This is a genomic window from Shigella flexneri 2a str. 301, assembly GCF_000006925.2.
Lineage (GTDB): Bacteria > Pseudomonadota > Gammaproteobacteria > Enterobacterales > Enterobacteriaceae > ECMA0423.
Map to the genome: position 1 here is coordinate 701,632 of NC_004337.2, position 19,183 is coordinate 720,814.

The 19,183-nt window shown below is 50.7% G+C and carries 20 protein-coding genes, 4 tRNA genes, 2 pseudogenes and 4 other annotated features; of the genes and pseudogenes, 13 read left to right on the forward strand and 13 right to left on the reverse strand.

The annotated features are described in order from the left end of the window. Nucleotides 1-8 precede the first annotated feature (8 nt). The 9 genes and pseudogenes from SF0667 to SF0675 all read right to left on the reverse strand — a co-directional run bounded on the left by SF0667 (nucleotide 9) and on the right by SF0675 (nucleotide 7,273). Nucleotides 9-498: pseudogene (locus tag SF0667) on the reverse strand. A 3-nt stretch (nucleotides 499-501) separates the two neighbouring features. Next, the gene (locus SF0668; RefSeq protein NP_706596.1) at nucleotides 502-1,722 is read right to left on the reverse strand and encodes a bacteriophage protein; all 1,221 of its coding nucleotides are present in this window, start codon (nucleotides 1,720-1,722) and stop codon (nucleotides 502-504) included. A gap of 3 nt (nucleotides 1,723-1,725) precedes the next feature. Further along, a complete protein-coding gene (locus tag SF0669; protein NP_706597.3) occupies nucleotides 1,726-2,469 on the reverse strand; it encodes a bacteriophage protein in 744 nt (247 codons plus the stop codon). Then, on the reverse strand, nucleotides 2,360-3,826 hold the full coding sequence (locus SF0670; protein ID NP_706598.1) for a bacteriophage protein: 1,467 nt from the start codon (nucleotides 3,824-3,826) through the stop codon (nucleotides 2,360-2,362). The genes SF0669 and SF0670 overlap by 110 nt, the downstream gene beginning before the upstream one ends. Further along, nucleotides 3,826-4,586: pseudogene (locus tag SF0671) on the reverse strand. Before SF0671 ends, SF0670 begins: the two are co-directional and overlap by 1 nt. Beyond that, nucleotides 4,560-5,890, reverse strand: a mobile genetic element. (Overlaps the previous pseudogene by 27 nt.) Next, on the reverse strand, nucleotides 4,571-5,476 hold the full coding sequence (locus tag SF0672; protein NP_706600.1) for an IS2 transposase TnpB: 906 nt from the start codon (nucleotides 5,474-5,476) through the stop codon (nucleotides 4,571-4,573). It overlaps the preceding feature by 906 nt. Before SF0672 ends, SF0671 begins: the two are co-directional and overlap by 16 nt. Then, on the reverse strand, nucleotides 5,434-5,844 hold the full coding sequence (locus SF0673; protein NP_706601.3) for an IS2 repressor TnpA: 411 nt from the start codon (nucleotides 5,842-5,844) through the stop codon (nucleotides 5,434-5,436). Its footprint lies within the feature at nucleotides 4,560-5,890. Before SF0673 ends, SF0672 begins: the two co-directional genes overlap by 43 nt. Then, the gene (locus SF0674; protein NP_706602.2) at nucleotides 5,875-6,498 is read right to left on the reverse strand and encodes a bacteriophage protein; all 624 of its coding nucleotides are present in this window, start codon (nucleotides 6,496-6,498) and stop codon (nucleotides 5,875-5,877) included. A 10-nt stretch (nucleotides 6,499-6,508) precedes the next feature. Next, nucleotides 6,509-7,273 carry a bacteriophage protein gene (locus SF0675; RefSeq protein ID NP_706603.1) on the reverse strand — a complete coding sequence of 255 codons (765 nt, stop codon included), beginning with the start codon at nucleotides 7,271-7,273 and terminating at the stop codon, nucleotides 6,509-6,511. A 194-nt stretch (nucleotides 7,274-7,467) separates the two neighbouring features. Between SF0675 and SF0676 the strand changes: the two genes are divergently transcribed. The 8 genes from SF0676 (at nucleotide 7,468) to SF4458 (ending at nucleotide 10,505) form a co-directional block, all read left to right on the forward strand. Continuing rightward, on the forward strand, nucleotides 7,468-7,980 hold the full coding sequence (locus tag SF0676; protein ID NP_706604.1) for a hypothetical protein: 513 nt from the start codon (nucleotides 7,468-7,470) through the stop codon (nucleotides 7,978-7,980). Between the two features lie 334 nt (nucleotides 7,981-8,314). Beyond that, nucleotides 8,315-9,563, forward strand: a mobile genetic element. Next, nucleotides 8,351-8,689: an insertion sequence element IS911 transposase InsN gene (locus SF0677; RefSeq protein NP_706605.1), complete on the forward strand. Its 339-nt coding sequence runs from the start codon at nucleotides 8,351-8,353 to the stop codon at nucleotides 8,687-8,689. It overlaps the preceding feature by 339 nt. After that, the gene (locus SF0678; protein NP_706606.1) at nucleotides 8,716-9,555 is read left to right on the forward strand and encodes an insertion sequence element IS911 integrase core domain-containing protein; all 840 of its coding nucleotides are present in this window, start codon (nucleotides 8,716-8,718) and stop codon (nucleotides 9,553-9,555) included. It lies within the feature at nucleotides 8,315-9,563. A 20-nt stretch (nucleotides 9,564-9,583) precedes the next feature. Beyond that, a complete protein-coding gene (locus tag SF0679; protein ID NP_706607.1) occupies nucleotides 9,584-10,006 on the forward strand; it encodes a bacteriophage protein in 423 nt (140 codons plus the stop codon). Between the two features lie 189 nt (nucleotides 10,007-10,195). Further along, nucleotides 10,196-10,272, forward strand: a tRNA-Met gene (locus tag SF4455). Between the two features lies 1 nt (nucleotide 10,273). After that, nucleotides 10,274-10,350 (forward strand) — tRNA-Arg (locus SF4456). Between the two features lie 2 nt (nucleotides 10,351-10,352). After that, nucleotides 10,353-10,427, forward strand: a tRNA-Thr gene (locus SF4457). 3 nt (nucleotides 10,428-10,430) lie between these two features. Continuing rightward, nucleotides 10,431-10,505, forward strand: a tRNA-Gly gene (locus tag SF4458). Nucleotides 10,506-11,275: 770 nt separating this feature from the next. Next, nucleotides 11,276-12,539, reverse strand: a mobile genetic element. Here SF4458 and SF0680 read toward each other — a convergent pair. Beyond that, a complete protein-coding gene (locus SF0680) occupies nucleotides 11,319-12,137 on the reverse strand; it encodes an insertion sequence element IS600 protein (RefSeq protein NP_706608.1) in 819 nt (272 codons plus the stop codon). (Overlaps the previous feature by 819 nt.) Continuing rightward, the gene (locus tag SF0681; RefSeq protein NP_706609.1) at nucleotides 12,173-12,475 is read right to left on the reverse strand and encodes an insertion sequence element IS600 transposase; all 303 of its coding nucleotides are present in this window, start codon (nucleotides 12,473-12,475) and stop codon (nucleotides 12,173-12,175) included. It lies within the feature at nucleotides 11,276-12,539. A 211-nt stretch (nucleotides 12,540-12,750) precedes the next feature. Here SF0681 and SF0682 point away from each other — a divergent pair. After that, nucleotides 12,751-14,610 (forward strand): bacteriophage protein, encoded by a 1,860-nt coding sequence (locus SF0682; protein ID NP_706610.1) that lies wholly within the window; start codon nucleotides 12,751-12,753, stop codon nucleotides 14,608-14,610. After that, nucleotides 14,577-15,825, reverse strand: a mobile genetic element. It overlaps the preceding gene by 34 nt. Here the strand turns inward: SF0682 and SF0683 are convergent. Both SF0683 and SF0685 read right to left on the reverse strand, forming a co-directional pair. Continuing rightward, nucleotides 14,585-15,424 (reverse strand): insertion sequence element IS911 integrase core domain-containing protein, encoded by an 840-nt coding sequence (locus SF0683; protein NP_706611.1) that lies wholly within the window; start codon nucleotides 15,422-15,424, stop codon nucleotides 14,585-14,587. (Overlaps the previous feature by 840 nt.) The genes SF0682 and SF0683 overlap by 26 nt on opposite strands. Further along, nucleotides 15,451-15,789, reverse strand: coding sequence for an insertion sequence element IS911 transposase InsN (locus SF0685; RefSeq protein ID NP_706612.1), 339 nt, complete (start codon nucleotides 15,787-15,789; stop codon nucleotides 15,451-15,453). Its footprint lies within the feature at nucleotides 14,577-15,825. A gap of 20 nt (nucleotides 15,826-15,845) precedes the next feature. Between SF0685 and SF0684 the strand changes: the two genes are divergently transcribed. The 4 genes from SF0684 to ybcQ all read left to right on the forward strand — a co-directional run bounded on the left by SF0684 (nucleotide 15,846) and on the right by ybcQ (nucleotide 19,034). After that, nucleotides 15,846-16,724 carry a replication protein DnaC gene (locus SF0684; RefSeq protein ID NP_706613.2) on the forward strand — a complete coding sequence of 293 codons (879 nt, stop codon included), beginning with the start codon at nucleotides 15,846-15,848 and terminating at the stop codon, nucleotides 16,722-16,724. Continuing rightward, nucleotides 16,721-18,112, forward strand: a complete 1,392-nt coding sequence (locus tag SF0686) for a helicase (protein ID NP_706614.1) — start codon at nucleotides 16,721-16,723, stop codon at nucleotides 18,110-18,112. The genes SF0684 and SF0686 overlap by 4 nt, the downstream gene beginning before the upstream one ends. After that, nucleotides 18,109-18,366, forward strand: a complete 258-nt coding sequence (locus SF0687; protein ID NP_706615.1) for a bacteriophage protein — start codon at nucleotides 18,109-18,111, stop codon at nucleotides 18,364-18,366. The genes SF0686 and SF0687 overlap by 4 nt, the downstream gene beginning before the upstream one ends. Nucleotides 18,367-18,653: 287 nt before the next feature. Further along, the gene (gene ybcQ / locus SF0688) at nucleotides 18,654-19,034 is read left to right on the forward strand and encodes a Q protein (protein NP_706616.2); all 381 of its coding nucleotides are present in this window, start codon (nucleotides 18,654-18,656) and stop codon (nucleotides 19,032-19,034) included. The last annotated feature ends 149 nt before the right edge of the window (nucleotides 19,035-19,183 follow it).

Below are 19,183 nucleotides of genomic sequence, written 5' to 3' on the forward strand. Positions count from 1 at the left end.
TCTGTTCCTTAAATCTTCCAGGAAATTTCTGCATTGCCGTCAGCATCACCGGCACCTGTGAATTCAGCGTTGGTCAGCACCACGTTTTTGCCACTGACTGACGTGGACATGAATCCACCCAGAGGCACTTTGATGGATTCATCAGTGGAGATCGCCTTTTTTGATAGTGCTGGCATCAAAATCAGAACCGAGATTAACGGTCACGTAGCCACGCTTCATGGCGTCGCCCGGGAAGTTCTTGCCTGTTCCCACCTGGCGAACCATGTCCGGCTGCGACGTGGTCGGATAAGGGCGCACGTAGATCCCCTTCACCTTGTCTGCGGTATCACCATCTGCCAGCGGCACGAAAAAACCGTCATCATCGTATTTACCAGCCAGGCCATAGGCAGCGAAGGCGTTATCGGATTTAAGGACCACCGGTTCGACGGTTAAGTCCTGCGGGCGAGAGACAGCCCCGGCAATGCCAACAGGCATCCGGTACAGAAATACATTATTCATTTTTTACCCTTTACGGTTTGCCCAGAATTCAGCGTTTTGTTTGTTCAGGGAAGCGATACTGGTCATGCCCATGTTTAGGCGCTGTGCATCGCCGGTGGTGGCGCGGGTGTTTCGCCCTTTGGCAACCTCAGACACGGCATTAAACGCCATGTCGACCGATTGTTTCGGTAATTTGCGGATATCCGCATCACCGACTATCTGGCGAACCAGCGTTTTGTCAGCAGAAGCCAGAACCTCGCGTTTGAACGCGGTCGGTTTCATCTTACGGCTCAGATCGATACCCGGAACGATAACTTCGGCACGCCAGGCTGAGTCACCAGTAATCGTGGTTTCCTCTTCATCGTCCTCGCCGTCACCGGTCGGATTATCGTCAGGCTTATTATCGTTATCGCCCGTGGCATTTCTTTCCAGCTTAGCCAGCAGGGCTTTCAGTAATGTTTTGAGGTCATCATCACTGTCGCCGGTTGGATCTCCGCCCATCTCTGGTGCTTTGTCCGGTAGTGGTTGCTGCGGGGACAGGTTGATGTTGAGATTAACGCCCTGCGGCAAATCCCCCTCATCTCCTGTAACCGATGCGGGAGCCGACTCCACCAGTTCGTTCATGGTGTCGGCATCTCCTGTCTTGATGGCCGCACGCATGCGGTTCCACCAGTTTTTCTTTTGATTTGCCATTGTGTCTCTGTCTCCAATTGCACAACGATTTCCGGCTCTGCCTTTAGGGACAAGAGCCACATGGTTTCCGGTAATATCGACCTGCTCGGCTTTACCTGGCTCGGTCTGCTCGTACTCCGCGTCATAGCCGCACGACACTTCGCGCAGGCCATCTTCGATAAGCTGAATGGCGCTTTCGTCTTTGACGATAAGGTCAGCCAGCATCAAATCAGACTGCTCACCCGTCCCGCGCCGGACATTCTGGAGGTGCCCGACAGCAAGCACTTTCCAGTTCTCGGGATTTACCAGCCGCACATTCCCGTTTTCATCTTCAGGATGCAGGATCGTGATGCTCATCCCTTCGAATGAGGCAAGCGTGGCCGGATGGAATACCTGCTCAGGAGAACGCGTGACGACTATTTCAACGAACTTATCGGGTTTCAGTTTTGGCAGGTCATCAGCACCATAGAGCTGCTTACCTGTTCGTCCTATCGGCACGTCTTTGCACAGCAACGAGCCGTCAGCCAGGCGGTATCGGGTTTCCCCGAGCCTGGTCTCAAAAAAGTATTTCATGGGTTATGCTGCCCTTTTCATTGCGAATGGAACGCGAACAAACACGATCTCTTTATAGCAGCGGCAGTTTGGCAGCTCGCCCGCGTGGCCGGTCATGCCGTCCAAAGTTGGAGGTGAATCCCAGCGGACGAATTTACCTTTCATGTGATCGTGGGAATCTCGGACATCGCCATCATCGGCTGTACGCCAAATATAACCATCCGAGCCAATAGCTATCGCTCGGGCCATATCCAGCGCGCCCGTTGCTCTTCCCAGTTCCGTTCGGGCAATCAGATCGGCCCTAGACTTAGCAACATCGCCGGTAGATGCAATCTCTTTAGCAAACTGCTCCGCCCGACCACCGGTGACAACAGCCTCTATCGCTTTGTTCTGGATGTCGTACACCCTGTCTGCGGCCTCGAGAGGCAGAGATTTGATGTACTTGACCTGTTCGGCGATGATGGATTGCATCACCTGGCCCACAGGAGCGCTTTCCACAAGATTGCGGAGCTCGCGACTGATGTTCTTGCTGTGTTGCCGCCAAACTTTCTCGTTCTGCCGGGTTAGGTCCGCAGTAAAGTTTTCCGCGACCTTTGTCGCCCAGGGGGTGATGATTTCACTGTAACGCTCCAGCGCCGCAATAATTTCCGTGATACTGTCATTTGAACCATCGTAGCGACCATTTACGATGTCTCCGACCGCCCTCGCTATCCTGCGTAGGCTGGTTCGATACCGGATTTCCGCCTGACGGCTCCTGCGGTTCGTCATCAGGTTCGCCGATGCCGGGCGGCGCTTCATCTTCGGCATTCTCGATGTCCTCGTTGGTAATGGATGCCCCTATGCCGGTTACGTCAGAATTTTCTCGCAAATCAGTCATAGCGGCTTTCAGTGTCATCAGACCATCACCCAGCGCCGTACTGATTGCGTTGGTGGTGTTTAACGCCACCGTTGAGCGATCGACATCAGACATTTGCCAGAGCGGGTTAAACTCAAACGTGAAATCGTCCGGCAGCGGCTTGCCAAGTTCCGAACGATGCATGATGTCCAGTATCCGCCGCACCGGAAGACGTAAACGCCTCTCCTGCAACGAACTGATGCGATCGTAATAGTTGGCAAGGTCTGCATCACCGGTAGAAAATCCTTTCGGGGACTGTCCGAACAACCGCACCAGTGGGATACCAACAGCGCCACTAATCTGTTCTGCAAACTGCGAAAGGATGTCATCCAGACCACTGAAGCTGTACTGATGGGTTTCAAACTTATCCCGCGAGTCCATGAGCGTCATGCCTTCATTACTCTGGAACTGTCGAATCAGGTCGATATTCTTCAGCAACGCTTCATACGCAGGACCACCAAGTGCGATAAGCTCGCGTAGCTTCTCCACGCTGTAGGTACGCAAATGCGCCTTGTAGACCAGCTGCGCCGCGCCGACAGTAGCGCTGTCGAACGCGGTAAGACGATCCCAGATACGCTCTACAACCGACATTCCCCATTCGTTCTCGGTCATCTTCTGCTGAAATGGCAACGTGACGCCATCAAAGCGAATCAGGCGACTGTGATGAATGCGCCAGGCAGGAATTCCCGTTGCTGTGGTCACCACATCGTAAAACTCAGGTTTACCCAGGTCCGGCCCCATATCTTTAATGCGGCGGGTCAGTGCCGGGTCGACCATCCAGCGGTCGAGCGGGAGAATCCCCTTAAACTTGCCCTTACCGATGGTTTCGGGTCGCAGCGGGGTCATTGGTGCCTGCCCCTCAATCATGATGAAACCCACCGCGCCGCCGTAGAGGCGCGACCATTTCAGCACGTCATTCAGCGCATCCCAGATTTGCAACTCATCCAGTTGTGATTCGAGAATGCCACGATCTTTTGCATCAATTTCCGAAGTGATGCGAATGCCTTTGCGGGTCATATCATCCGGGATAGCATCGACTGCTTCGCCGATGATCCAGGATGAACGATAGGACCATTCCACCAGCATGCGGTTACGACTGGTGAAATTAGCCCGGTAGGTGGATGCTGAGTGCTGGTTAGGTGTCTGCATCCCTACTCGGGCAATAAAATTCTCATAACCATCAGCTGTGGCCTGCACAGTTCGCCGCAGGGCTTGTTTGTTTCGTGCCATCAGGCCTGTCTCCCCAGCTGTTCCCAGATATCCAGCGATGTATCGATTGGCGCGAAGGCCATAATGAATGCATCAGCAACGTTTGGTGACGGTATCTCGCGTTTTGCGAGGTCTTTTTTACTTTCGACCATCACACGTCCGTTACGGTCGAAATCACGATGAGGTGTTGTCAGTTCCAGTTTCAGCTTTTCAAGCAACGGACAACGAGAATCTATGCTGATCAGCTCATCCACAGGATACTGTTCTCCGTTGTTAATGGCGTTAAACGTATTTCTGAAACGGTCAGCCACCATGCCTGAGCCTTAAGATTTGCGAAAAAGTCTTTGTTGGGGATGCCGTTGTACTCGTCATCTGGCTCATGCACACCAGCACCGGCGTTAAACCTCTGGTAATTCACACGTCGCGCGTATGCGTTCTCGCTCTTCCGGTCAGCGTTAATTTCAGAGAATTTAGCACCGGCAGACGCACCAACACCGATAGAGTCGTAAACAATATCTGCTTCACGCTCCAGCGCCGCCTGATAAGTACGCTGGCAGCTCTTCAGTAATTCATCTTCTTTGGCCTTCCATTCGTCGGCCCAGAAAACAACGGATCCGTGACGGTAAACGTTAGCGCACTTATCTGTACCACTGTCAGCCACGTCAAAGCCAATACGCTTTCTTCCACTGGGTTCGAAATTTAACGTTTTGTGCGCATCCACTGCGGCTTCTATCCAAGACAGTTTGATGATTGCTGGATTTGCCCCTATATTTCCAGACATCTGTTATCACTTAACCCATTACAAGCCCGCTGCCGCAGATATTCCCGTGGCGAGCGATAACCCAGCGCACTATGCGGATGCCATTCGTTATAATGCTCGAACGCCTCTGCAAGGTTCTTTGCTGCCGTTAACCCGTCTGGTTTGGGCATGATACTGATGTAGTCACGCTTTATCGTTTTCACGAAGCTCTCTGCTATTCCGTTACTCTCCGGACTCCGCACCGCCGTGTTCTTCGGTTCAAGTCCCAACATCCGGGCGAACTGGCGTGTTTCATTAGCCCGGTAGCATGAACCATTATCCGTCAGCCACTCCACTGGAGACGACGGAAGATCGTTGCCGAAGCGGCGTTCCACCGCTCCCAGCATGACGTCCTGTACTGTTTCACTGTTGAAGCCGCCGGTAGTCCCCGCCCAGTGCAGTGCCTCACGATCACAGCAGTCCAGCGCGAACGTGACACGCAGTCTCTCTCCGTTATCACAGCAGAACTCGAACCCGTCAGAGCACCATCGCTGATTGCTTTCTTTCACGGCCACTCTGCCTGTATGTGCCCGTTTCGATGGCGGTACAGCAGGTTTTCGCTCAAGCAACAGCGCATTCTGGCGCATGAGCCGGTAAACACGTTTGGCATTGATCGCAGGCATACCATCAAGTTCTGCCTGTCTGCGAAGCAGCGCCCATACCCGACGATAACCATACGTGGGCAGCTCTCCGATAACATGGTGTATACGGAGAAGCACATCCGTATCATCAGTGTGACGACTGCGGCGGCCATCCATCCAGTCATCGGTTCGTCTGAGAATGACGTGCAACTGCGCACGCGACACCCGGAGACAACGGCTGACTAAGCTTACTCCCCATCCCCGGGCAATAAGGGCGCGTGCGCTATCCACTTTTTTGCCCGTCCATATTCAACGGCTTCTTTGAGGAGTTCATTTTTCATCGTTTTCTTGCCGAGCAGGCGCTGGAGTTCTTTAATCTGCTTCATGGCGGCAGCAAGTTCAGAGGCAGGAACAACCTGTTCTCCGGCGGCCACAGCAGTAAGACTTCCTTCCTGGTATTGCTTACGCCAGAGAAATAACTGGCTGGCTGCTACACCATGTTGCCGGGCAACGAGGGAGACCGTCATCCCCGGTTCAAAGCTCTGCTGAACAATTGCGATCTTTTCCTGTGTGGTACGCCGTCTGCGTTTCTCCGGCCCTAAGACATCAATCATCTGTACTCCAATGACTAGTCTAAAAACTAGTATTAAGACTATCACTTAAATAAGTGATACTGGTTGTCTGGAGATTCAGGGGGCCAGTCTAATTGCCGCATCATCATCAGACTCCGGAACGCCCTCATACACATGTTTAAAACCATCCGGATCACGGCGTCGCGCCGCGTCGATAACCTTAAGCATGGTGTCAGACAGAAACGGATTTTCGTCATAGTTAATTTTGCGGATGAGAGTGCCTTCGGGCGGATCAACAACGAAGTTGCGCCAGACGAAATCAGTAACAAGTCCGGGGTTGAATATGAACCAGCATTCCGAACCCTCTTTACGGATCGTTGGCTCCAGAATTTTCCACTGGTATTCCGTCAGTGCGTGGGCTTCTTCCAGCCACAACATATCGATCCCCTCCAGTGACTTAATTTCTTCGATGTTGCGCCATAATCCATAAAAAACAAATTCCGAGCCAGTAACCCGGTTAATGATTTTGTTGTTCAGAATACGGAAACGGTGCCGCAGACCAAACCTGTCTATCTGAATTTTGAGCAGGGTATACACCGACTCTTCGATTTTATTCTGGATCTGACGGGCACAACAAAAACGCAGGGTGTATTTATTCGACAGAAATATGGCAATGCCAGCGGCATCCCATGATTTTGACGATGACCGACCACCATAAAGCACTTTGTTACGTGCCCGCATAGTCCAGAAACTACGTAAAGCCGGATTCAGCGTCGGTTTGGATGTCAGAGTAGAAGTCATTGAGGTCACGCTCTCCATTGCCATCATCAATACCTGCATCACGGCGAAGACGATCAGCCTCCAGAGACACCTTATCAGTGGCGGCCTTGCGGTAGGCTGTATCAGCAAATATTTTTCCTACCGTCGCAAGCGTGCCAACGATGGACTCAATACGAACTGTATTGCGCATCATTGCTTTCTCGGCGGCGCTGATATTTTCAATCAGCATCTTCCTTTCCTGGTCCCCATTAGCATCTTCCAGCGACACCAACCACCGACCAATATTCTCTGCAGCGACAAGGTTGTTAGCACGAAGGCGAAATAATTCGTCCTCGAGCGTCAACGCTTTAGCGTCCTCTATCACCTCATCTTTGAGCAGAAGGCGACGGGCATAACCACCGTGTTTTAATGCCTGCTGGTTACCGGGTTGGAATGGGTTAGTCGGGGGATCGGTACGCATTCCGCGTATCGGTTTCGTATCCGGTGTAGATTCTGTTTTTAGTTGCGTACTTTTTTGTGTAAGGCCAGTAATGGCAGGCTTTCTGCTGGTACGCACTTTCCTTTTTTGCGTACCATTTTTGCAAACCTGCGTACCGCCACTGCGTGCCCAATCAAGCTTTTTGGCCCTCTTCCTGATAGCCCCTTCTGTAACGCCGTATTTCTCGCCTATATCACGGAGGCTAAGGACTCCGGCCCGGTATGCCGATTCGATGGCCTCCCAGTCCGGTTTTGCCATGATTATGCTTCCTGTGATTTACTGTTATCGCTGCCTGTCACAATAGGTTGCTTTAATTCTTCCTCATCACTCACTCCTGCGACGCTCCGTGGCAGGGCCCCCCACAGGAGTACCTTGTAAATGTAAGGTGTTTAAGCCTAAATTAAGTCGTATCACGGTTAAATAGCAAAGAAAAATTCACAGAAGGAAAGACATTGATGGAGTGGATAAATGCTTTGATGAACTATTTTGTACTTCATCCATATCGCCTATGGGGGCTTCTTTTTATAATAGCGTTCACAAAATCCACTTTACTCATTTCGGCGATATTGCCACCAGCATCAATTATGATGGCCACTGTAATTACAGTCAGCAAGACGACTCTTTCACCATGGGAAGCTGGAATCACGGTCATGAGTGGCGCATGGTGCGGTACTATCGTTAATTACCATCTTGGTATAATAATTGGGCATATCCCTCAACTTGCATGTATAATATCGAGCCGTTCCAATACAATAGAACGGGTTCGCCTTCAGTTGCAAAATAACTCTGTGTCAATACTTTTCACTTCGCGCTTTATCGCCGTGCTGCGTTACATTGCTCCTTTGGTGGCAGGAATGTTGCAACTTCATCCAGTGAAAGTGTATACAGTGAGTCTGATTTCAGCTGCTAGCTGGTCAGCACTTTATGTTGGTAGTTTTAGCTTCGTGTTGCCTTTTTTTAGCTAAACTGCCCATAAAAAGCTCTTGCGAATCCAGCTTCCCCCATTCCTCTGACAACAGAATCTGATTTGAAGGATAATGAGTAAAATTACCGCTACCCCCCAAGGCATTGGATCCTGATGTACTCCTGAAGCATTCTCAATGCTGTCTGGTCGCTGATGATTCCGTCCCGGATACCGAGAACGTTTCGTCCAGCAACTGGAGAGAGTTCGACGGTGGCATCATTGCCCATGCCGGAGGCGCTGGAGGTTTCGGCTGAGGATGGCACAGGGCATTTTCCTTTGACGAGCACCCGACCACCATTATCAAGCTTGCGCCGAAGAGCATCATTTTCAGCTTTTGAAGTGGCACACTGAATTTGGCCACCTGAACAGAGGTGATATGCTCACCTCAGAACAACACAGGTGCTCCAATGAAAAAAAGAAATTTTAGCGCAGAGTTTAAACGCGAATCCGCTCAACTGGTTGTTGACCAGAAATACACGGTGGCAGATGCCGCCAAAGCTATGGATGTTGGCCTTTCCACAATGACAAGATGGGTCAAACAACTGCGTGATGAGCGTCAGGGCAAAACACCAAAAGCCTCCCCCATTACCCCGGAACAAATTGAAATCCGTGAGCTCAGGAAAAAGCTACAACGCATTGAAATGGAGAATGAAATATTAAAAAAGGCTACCGCGCTCTTGATGTCAGACTCCCTGAACAGTTCTCGATAATCGGGAAACTCAGAGCGCATTATCCTGTGGTCACACTCTGCCATGTGTTCGGGGTTCATCGCAGCAGCTACAGATACTGGAAAAACCGTCCTGAAAAACCAGACGGCAGACGGGCTGTATTACGCAGTCAGGTACTTGAGCTACATGGCATCAGCCACGGTTCGGCCGGAGCAAGAAGCATCGCCACAATGGCAACCCGGAGAGGCTACCAGATGGGACGCTGGCTTGCTGGCAGGCTCATGAAAGAGCTGGGGCTGGTCAGCTGTCAGCAGCCGACTCACCGGTATAAACGTGGTGGTCATGAACATGTTGCTATCCCTAACTACCTTGAAAGGCAGTTCGCCGTGACCGAGCCAAATCAGGTGTGGTGCGGTGATGTGACCTATATCTGGACGGGTAAGCGCTGGGCGTACCTCGCCGTTGTTCTCGACCTGTTCGCAAGAAAACCAGTGGGCTGGGCCATGTCGTTCTCGCCGGACAGCAGGCTCACCATGAAAGCGCTGGAAATGGCATGGGAAACCCGTGGTAAGCCCGGCGGGGTGATGTTCCACAGCGATCAGGGCAGTCATTATACGAGCAGGCAGTTCCGGCAGTTATTGTGGCGATACCAGATCAGACAGAGTATGAGCCGGCGCGGAAACTGCTGGGATAACAGCCCAATGGAACGCTTCTTCAGGAGTCTGAAGAACGAATGGATGCCGGTGGTGGGTTACGTAAGCTTCAGCGAGGCAGCTCACGCCATAACGGACTATATCGTTGGATATTACAGTGCACTAAGACCGCACGAATATAACGGTGGGTTACCCCCAAACGAATCGGAAAATCGATACTGGAAAAACTCTAACTCGGTGGCCAGTTTTTGTTGACCACTTCAGTGGCGGTAAGACGGGGAATATGTTTAACCTGATGTTGACCTCTAAAAAGCTGACAAAAACGGCAATTAACGAGGCGCTCCGGAGGATGAAAAAAGCAGGTCTGAACAAGTCTGAACTTGAGGCTTTTTTGCGGGATATGATTAACGGTAAGCAAAAGAGCTGGCTGGCGCATTGTACTGATGCAGAGGCGTTATGTATTGATCGGGTCATAAGTGAGGTGCTGGCAGAGCATCCAGGATTGATTAGCGTCCTTCGGCAACGGTATGAGGGGCGGGGGATGACCAAATGCAAAATGGCTGAACTGCTGAATGATGCACACCCGAAATGGAGTTTAAGAACCTGTGAAAGACGCATTGAGCATTGGCTAAAGGTGGCAGAATTTATTTTGTACAAACCAATGGTTATGGCTTTTGGTATAGAGAAAAAAGTTATTGCTTTTTGACGTAAAAACTGCTTCAATTCTTGTACGCTTCGCAAAGCTGTACCGCGAGGCGAATAGCAGACATGGACATTTGAAAGAGCCCGCTTTATGCGGTTTTTTTTATACCTGAAAAACGGCACAGGACGTTAAACGTGCTGGTGATCAGATGAGTTTGCAGATGTGATGACATATGGTTATTATTCTGCCTCCGGCCCTTTAGCTCAGTTGGTCAGAGCGAGCGACTCATAATCGCCAGGTCGCTGGTTCAAGTCCAGCAAGGGCCACCAACCACCACTAGCTCATCCGGATAGAGCATCAACCTTCTAAGTTGACGGTGCGAGGTTCGAGTCCTCGGTGGTGGGCCAGCGCCGACTTAGCTCAGCAGGCAGAGCAACTGACTTGTAATCAGTAGGTCACCAGTTCGATTCCGGTAGTCGCACCATATGCGGGCATCGTATAATGGCTATTACCTCAGCCTTCCAAGCTGATGATGCGGGTTCGATTCCCGCTGCCCGCTCCAGCGAGATTTGAGACGAAGGTTGTTATTTGCACTGACACAATATTGTGTGGGAATGTCTGACTCCTTACCATCTCCTGTTCTGTGATGTTGTTTTGTTGCAGTTCCAGTGCTCTTTTTTCAGCACCAGAATGGTGCATTGTCGGTCAGGTTACGTAGTGAACCTCTGGCAGGGGACTGATAATGCATCATTCTGGTGTTGTAAATATCTCTTCGGACAACTTACAAAATATTCTAAGCAAACCCCGGGAACACACTCTTAACTGCCTTGGCTGGCGGTTTTTTGTACAGTGCTCGGTATGTGTGAGCTGGAAATCAGATTTTGCATGGACTGGAATCATGCTGTTATTTAGGGGCGAAGAACTGGCTTTTTCTTCCGCCTTCTCACCAGTAACGATTAGAAAAATAATGAAATGCCCCCTCCGGGGAGGAGGACCGTAGAAAAAAGGACCCGCCAGCAAAAACATTGGGGATGAACAGCTTTCGCTACTCAGATTGCTGGCGGGTAAAGTTCCTCATGAATTAAGAATGCTACGCGATCTTTTTTAATGGAAATGAAAATTATTGTCAATTAGTCGTGCGTGTTTTTTCATACAATATTGGTAAAGGTGATTCAGGCCATCAGAGTTTTGCTGATGGCCTTTTTTCTTTCCGATAGCACAGGTCTGTCGGGGGGGCGGGATATGTATCAGATGGAAAAAATATCAACAGGCATTGCCTACGGCACCTCCGCCGGCAGTGCCGGCTACTGGTTTTTGCAGTGGTTGGATCAGTGAGGTGTACTGGCAATAGCGGACACTACCATTTGTTCTTTTTTTAAGCAGCCATCTGATGATATTTTTCCCTGAAGGCTGCCGGGGAGATATTCCCCAGACGAGAGTGACGACGCTGACGATTGTAGAAAATCTCAATGTATTCCCGTATTACTGAGATGGCTTCATCCCGGTTATTAAAACGATAGTGGCTCAGGCTCTCATTTTTCAGCGTTCCCCAGAAGCTTTCCATCGGAGCGTTGTCGTAACAGTTACCTTTACGCGACATTGATGTTTTCAGACCAGACTGCTCCTGTATGACCCGGTAATCGTATGCGCAGTACTGTGAACCTCGATCAGAGTGGTGGATTAGCCCGGCAGGTGGGCGCTGGCTCCTGAGCGCCATAAACAGGGCTTTACCTGTCAGCTCTTTTGTCATGCGCTCTCCCATGGCGTAGCCGACAATTTCGCACGTATAAACATCTTTGATGCCAGCGAGGTACAACCATCCCTCCTGTGTGGCAACATACGTCAGGTCCGCCACCCAGACCTGATTTGGTGCTGTAGGAGCGAACGTCTGGTTCAGCAGATTTGGCGCAACTGGCAGATTGTGGTTCGGGTTCGTAGTCGCTCTGAACTTGCGTTTCTGCTTACAGCGTAGCCTCAGCTCCTTACGAAGACGTGCCAGTCGGTCACGACCAACGATGATGCCATTCTCTGCCAGCTCCGTCTGGAGCCGCCGGGTTCCATATGTTTCGCGAGTGCGGATATGTGCCACCTTAATCTCCAGCTTTAGCCGCTCATCACTTTGTTTTCTGTCTGAGGGTTCATGCTGTACCCAGTTGTAATAACCGCTCCTGGATACACCAAATACCTGACACATCGCTTCAATGGGAAATTGTTGTCGCCATTGTTCGATTAACGCGTATTTTTCAGCGACTCCTGTGCAAAATACGCTGTTGCTTTTTTTAATATATCGCGCTCAAGGCGAGCTTCATTTAACGCCTTACGCAGTTGCAGAATTTCAGATTCCAGTTCAGCCACCGTGCGGGAACCAGGAGTACCGAGCCCTTTTCTGGCGGCGGTAACCCATTGTCCTAAAGTGCCTTCAGGAAGGGATAATCGGGAAGCGCCTTCACTGATCGAAAGTTGATTTTCAAGAACCGTTCTGACAGCTTCGGCTTTGAACTCTTTAGAGTAACGTTGGGTTTTTCTGCTCATTATTAGCTCCTTCTGATGCCATTCTATTTCAGGAAGGAGTGTCCGTTAAACTCAGGCTACCTCAGTCAGCGCTGGAACGACGAGAAGCCAGAAACCATTCAACCACAATCCAGACCATCATCCGCAATCACCGTATCGAAAACTGGCTATGTGTTTTTCGACAGGTGAACCATGAAATCAAAAATCAAATCGCTACTGGTCGCTGGTTATAACCACGGCTGGTTAAGTATTTCGTTTGTCGATTTCTGGTTTAAAAATCTCAATCTGAGGGAATCATGAGGCCAAGTGAACTTAGCGACCTGCTTTGGGCGCAGGTTGACAGGGTGGCTCCGCACCTGTTGCCAAACGGCAAGATAGAGGGGCATGAGTGGGTTGCCGGTAACGTCAACGGTGACAAGGGAAACAGCCTTAAGGTCAACCTTATCGGCAAGAAAAAATGGGCTGATTTCGCTGAGGGAGACGGCGGTGACATGCTTGATTTGTGGATGGCATGTCGTGGAATTAACCTGCATCAGGCTATGCAGGAAGCGAAAGCATTTCTCGGTATCAAGGATGACGATCACCATTTCGATGCCAGACGTGAGAAGAAATTCTCCAGACCTGATCGTAAGAAAATCGCCCGCTACGTTACCAGAACAGAATCCCATCTTGAGTACCTGCAATCGCGTGGCATATCGCCAGAAGTCGTAAAGCGCTACGAGGTTGTCAGCGGCAAGGTGTGGAATGGAGAACGAGAACTGGATGCTCTGGTGCTTCCGTACAAACGCGATGGTGAGTTGTTGCAGGTCAAGCGAATCAGCACTGAGCGCCCGGACGGGAAGAAAGTCATTATGGCAGAAGGTGATTGCGAACCTTGCCTGTTCGGATGGCAGGCTCTGGACGCTGGCGTGAGGGTGGTTGTGCTTTGCGAAGGCGAAATTGATTGTATGAGCTATGCGCAATACGGCATCTCGGCGTTATCCGTGCCGTTTGGTGGCGGGAAAGGCGCTAAGCAACAGTGGATTGAGTTTGAGTATCACAACCTCGACAGGTTTGAGGAAATATTCATCTCGATGGACGTTGATGATGTTGGTCGTGAAGCCGCAAGGGAAATCGTAAGCCGACTCGGTGAACATCGTTGCCGTCTTGTTACTCTGCCGTACAAAGACATCAACGAATGCCTGATGAACGGTGTTACCGAGGATGAAATCTGGCAGTACATCGGCACGGCATCCTACTTCGATCCTGAAGAACTCTACAGTGCGCGAGAGTTTTACCAGGACACTATCAACGCTTTCTACGGCAAGCAGCAGTATCTGTTTAATCCACCGTGGGAATCTCTGGCAGATAAATTCCAGTTCCGTGAGGCAGAGTTGACGCTGGTCAATGGTGTGCACGGTCACGGAAAGGCATGCCCACTGAATGAGCCTATTCTTTTAGCTGATGGGACATGGACTACTCACGGGAATGTAAAAATTGGCGATCAGGTGGCGTCAGTAGACGGCAATCCGTCAACTGTCACTGGGATATTCCCGCAGGGTGTTAGAGATGTTTACCGAGTCACATTTGAAGATGGTCGTTATGTTGATTGCGCAGGCGATCACCTATGGGAGGTCACTAGTCGTGGATTCACGAAAGGCGAGAAACGCCGCGTGATAGATACCTTCGGGTTGAAGCGGTTGAGTGAAACGAAGAGGCACAAAAATGGCGTTAGGATTCCTGAAATAACTGGTGACTTTGGCGACCACTCAGAGCCATTAGCATGGGTTATCGGCTCCCTTCTCGGGGATGGTAGTCTTAGCAATGGGAGCGTGAAGTTTTCAAACGTCGAGCCATACATGATCGAGCGTATGAAGGCTGAACTGCCTGATTACAACTTCTCTGGAGATGGTAAGGACTGGCTGATATCAACGGCGCGTGGTCAGGTAAATCCACTCATGGAGACCCTGCGAGGTTATGGACTAATGGGGTGCACAGCAAAAAACAAATTCATCCCTCGTGTGTTTTTTTCCGCAAATAAATCAACGCGTATAGGCATGCTGTGTGGTCTGCTTGAAACGGATGGGTATGTCGAGAAGGATGGAACGCTTGTTTTTTCCTCAGCAAGTGAAGAACTGCGCAATGAAGTGGTCAACAAAAACTGGCCACCGAGTTAGAGTTTTTCCAGTATCGATTTTCCGATTCGTTTGGGGGTAACCCACCGTTATATTCGTGCGGTCTTAGTGCGCTGTAATATCCAACGATATAGTCCGTTATGGCGTGAGCTGCCTCGCTGAAGCTTACGTAACCCACCACCGGCATCCATTCGTTCTTCAGACTCCTGAAGAAGCGTTCCATTGGGCTGTTATCCCAGCAGTTTCCGCGCCGGCTCATACTCTGTCTGATCTGGTATCGCCACAATAACTGCCGGAACTGCCTGCTCGTATAATGACTGCCCTGATCGCTGTGGAACATCACCCCGCCGGGCTTACCACGGGTTTCCCATGCCATTTCCAGCGCTTTCATGGTGAGCCTGCTGTCCGGCGAGAACGACATGGCCCAGCCCACTGGTTTTCTTGCGAACAGGTCGAGAACAACGGCGAGGTACGCCCAGCGCTTACCCGTCCAGATATAGGTCACATCACCGCACCACACCTGATTTGGCTCGGTCACGGCGAACTGCCTTTCAAGGTAGTTAGGGATAGCAACATGTTCATGACCACCACGTTTATACCGGTGAGTCGGCTGCTGACAGCTGACCAGCCCCAGCTCTTTCATGAGCCTGCCAGCAAGCCAGCGTCCCATCTGGTAGCCTCTCCGGGTTGCCATTGTGGCGATGCTTCTTGCTCCGGCCGAACCGTGGCTGATGCCATGTAGCTCAAGTACCTGACTGCGTAATACAGCCCGTCTGCCGTCTGGTTTTTCAGGACGGTTTTTCCAGTATCTGTAGCTGCTGCGATGAACCCCGAACACATGGCAGAGTGTGACCACAGGATAATGCGCTCTGAGTTTCCCGATTATCGAGAACTGTTCAGGGAGTCTGACATCAAGAGCGCGGTAGCCTTTTTTAATATTTCATTCTCCATTTCAATGCGTTGTAGCTTTTTCCTGAGCTCACGGATTTCAATTTGTTCCGGGGTAATGGGGGAGGCTTTTGGTGTTTTGCCCTGACGCTCATCACGCAGTTGTTTGACCCATCTTGTCATTGTGGAAAGGCCAACATCCATAGCTTTGGCGGCATCTGCCACCGTGTATTTCTGGTCAACAACCAGTTGAGCGGATTCGCGTTTAAACTCTGCGCTAAAATTTCTTTTTTTCATTGGAGCACCTGTGTTGTTCTGAGGTGAGCATATCACCTCTGTTCAGGTGGCCAAATTCAGTGTGCCACTTCAGACATTCTGAGGTGACAGCGATGATGACGTTTAACCTGCGTGAACAACAAAAAAGACTACAGGCGCGAATGGATGAGTTACGGGCAGAGATTGCATTTGCTCAGAAGGGCGAAAAGCCATGGCCTTATCGTTCCTGCCTGATGCGTGAAGGTCGCGGATATTGCGAAAAACATGGCGAATATCACACGCATATACTGGTGTGGAGCGATCGTAATGGCGAGGACAGAGAAGAAATTTCATGCTGCCCTGACTGCTTAATCGCTGAGGCCAACGATTTGACCATGGAGCTGTCGTCCATCAAGGCGGAAGAGCTGACTGATAACGCCGGAATTGCCCTGCGTTTTCGGGACTGCGAGTTTGATAATTATCTGGAGGTTAATCCTGGCGCAGCCAGAAATCTTGCGGCCTGTCGCCGCTATGCGGAGAACTGGCCAGATATGCTGGAGAACGGTACCAGTCTTGTTATGACCGGCAGTTGTGGTACCGGAAAAAATCATCTGGCTGTGGCTATGGCAAAACACATCATCCGTAACTATCTGGCCAGTGTGGAGATCACCGACGTGATGCGCCTTACCCGTGCTGTGAAAAATTGCTGGCGGAATGACAGCGAAAAAACAGCGGATGAAGTTATTGAGCGTTATGCGTCAATGGATTTGCTGATCATCGACGAAGTTGGCGTTCAGTTTGGCAGCGCGGCTGAAATGGCTATTTTGCAGGAAATTATCAACGCCAGGTACGAAAGTATCTTGCCCACCATTCTGATCAGTAACCTCTCACCGGAAGAGTTGTGGGCGTTCATCAGTCCCCGAATTGCCGACAGGATCACAGACGGGGGACGCAACTGGTTGTCGTTTAACTGGCCCAGTTACCGTTCTCGTATCAGAGGTGTGGCTGCATGACAACTCCAGTATGGCGTAACGATGACCTTGAAGGCGCTGTCATCGGCGCGTTCTTTCTGCGCGGAGCAGATCCTGAAGTGATGGATATTCTGGCCACACTGCCAGCGGACGTTTTTTCTGTACGAGCGTATCAGGATATCTATACAGGCATCTGCAGACAGGCCCGTGTTTCAGGAGTGATTGACCCCGTGCTGTTGTGTAATGAGATGCCGGAACTTGCCCCGGTGATTACTGATACCGGGCGTAAAACCTGGGTGAAGTCTTCACTGGAGCACTATGTTGCAGCGTTGCGGCGCAATGCCGCACTGCGCGATGCAGAAAAAACACTGAATGAGGCGCTGCAGAAATTACGTGATGCGCATACCTGTGAAGCAGCTGAAGATGCCCTGAAGGATGCGCAGAACATGATGGTCACACTGTCGACAGGAAAGGGCGTCATTCAGCCGGTACATATTGATGATGTGCTTCCGGAAGTGGTTGAGCGTGTTGAATGCCGGAATCAGGGGCTGGAGAAATCCAGGACGTTGATGACCGGTATTGATGAACTGGACGCAAAAACAGGCGGTATGGAGCCCGGAGACCTGGTATTCATTGCCGCCCGTCCTTCGATGGGGAAAACCGAACTTGCGCTGGACATCATCGACAAGGTGACTGAGCAGGGGCATGGTGTGCTTCTGTTCACCATGGAGATGGCGAACATCCAGATTGGTGAACGTATGGTGTCTGCGGCTGGAGGGATGCCAGTATCACGCCTGAAATCTGTGGCTCACTTTGAAGATGAAGACTGGACGCGTTTCTCACAAGGGGTGGGGCGGATGACCGGGCGCAATATCTGGATGGTGGACCAGGCGAACCTGGCCATTGATGAGATATGCGCAACAACGAAACACCACCTGATTAAATATCCGGAAACGGCGCTGGTGGTGGTTGATTATCTCGGGCTGATAAAAACCCGAACCACGGGGCGTCATGACCTTGCCGTGGGTGAAATCTCAAAGGGGCTTAAAGGCCTGGCAAAATCCGGTGGTTTTCCGTTGATTGCGCTGAGCCAGCTCTCCCGCGGTGTGGAGTCCAGACCCAATAAACGTCCCATGAACTCAGACCTGAAAAATTCCGGAGAAATAGAGGCGGATGCAGACATCATTCTGATGCTTTACAGGGATGAAGTGTACAACCCGGATACGCAGGCCAGGGGCATCGCAGAAATCAATATCACGAAACAACGTAACGGTTCTCTGGGAACGATTTACCGGCGTTTTTATAACGGACATTTTCTGCCTGTGGACCAGGAAAGTGCACGGGTGCTTTCCACTCCCATGAAGCCCGGCAATCCGCGCAGATACAGTAATAAACGAACTGACAGCAGTAAGATGGAGCGTTTCTTTTGAACAACCAGACAATGACTTTTACCCCTGAACAATTGCGTAAACACGCGCAGGAAATGCTGCGTCATGCTGAACAACTCGAAAAAACGGGCATAACAAAAGATGCTATCCGTAAAGATATGGTACCCGCGCTTCGGGAACTGATGCAGGCGAAGCATCGCGCACAGAAAGCAGTAGATGAGCTGGTGGACTGTGTGGCAGAGCTGGAAACCAGAGTCGGAAAGTTTGAAAAACTGGTGCAGGAGGCGCTGCGCTGATGCGCCATGAGTTTGTTTTGCCCTGGCTTGTGCGCGATCATTATGTCCCTGGTGGAAAGCCCGGGATAAAAATCACCGAACCGGAGAGTATTTGATGAGCGTCAAAATTCAAACGATACCGGAACTGCTTATCCAGACACGAGGTAATATGACCGAAGTTTCACGAATGCTGAACTGTAATCGCGCCACGGTAAGAAAATATGCTGAAGATAAAGAGGGCAAAGGGCACGCCATTGTTGATGGTGTTCTGATTGTTCATCGTGGATGGGACAGGGGTAAAGACAGTGATGCGTGATATTCAGCAGGTTCTTGAGCGCTGGGGCGCGTGGGTGGCTAATAATCATGAGGATGTGACCTGGTCGTCCATTGCTGCCGGTTTTAAGGGATTAATCCCTTCAAAAGTAAAATCCCGCCCGCAATGCTGTGACGATGACGCGATGGTTATATGTGGGTGTATGGCCCGCCTTAACCGGAACAACAACGATCTACATGACTTGCTGGTTGACTACTACGTGTTTGGGATGACATTCATGACGCTGGCGCGGAAGCATGGATGCTCAGATGGTTATATAGGAAAGAAGCTACAAAAAGCCGAGGGGGTGGTGGAAGGAATGTTGATGATGTTGGGTGTCCGGTTAGAAATGGACAAATATATTGAACATCCCTGATGGTAAGGGGCGACTTTCTAGAAAATATTTTACGTACGTAAAAAACGGGATATTCTGTTAAGAGTGGTTGCTTCGCCACACAGCTTAAACCCGCCTCCGGGCGGGTTTTTTATGCCTGAAAAACGGTACAGGACGTTAAACACGCTGGT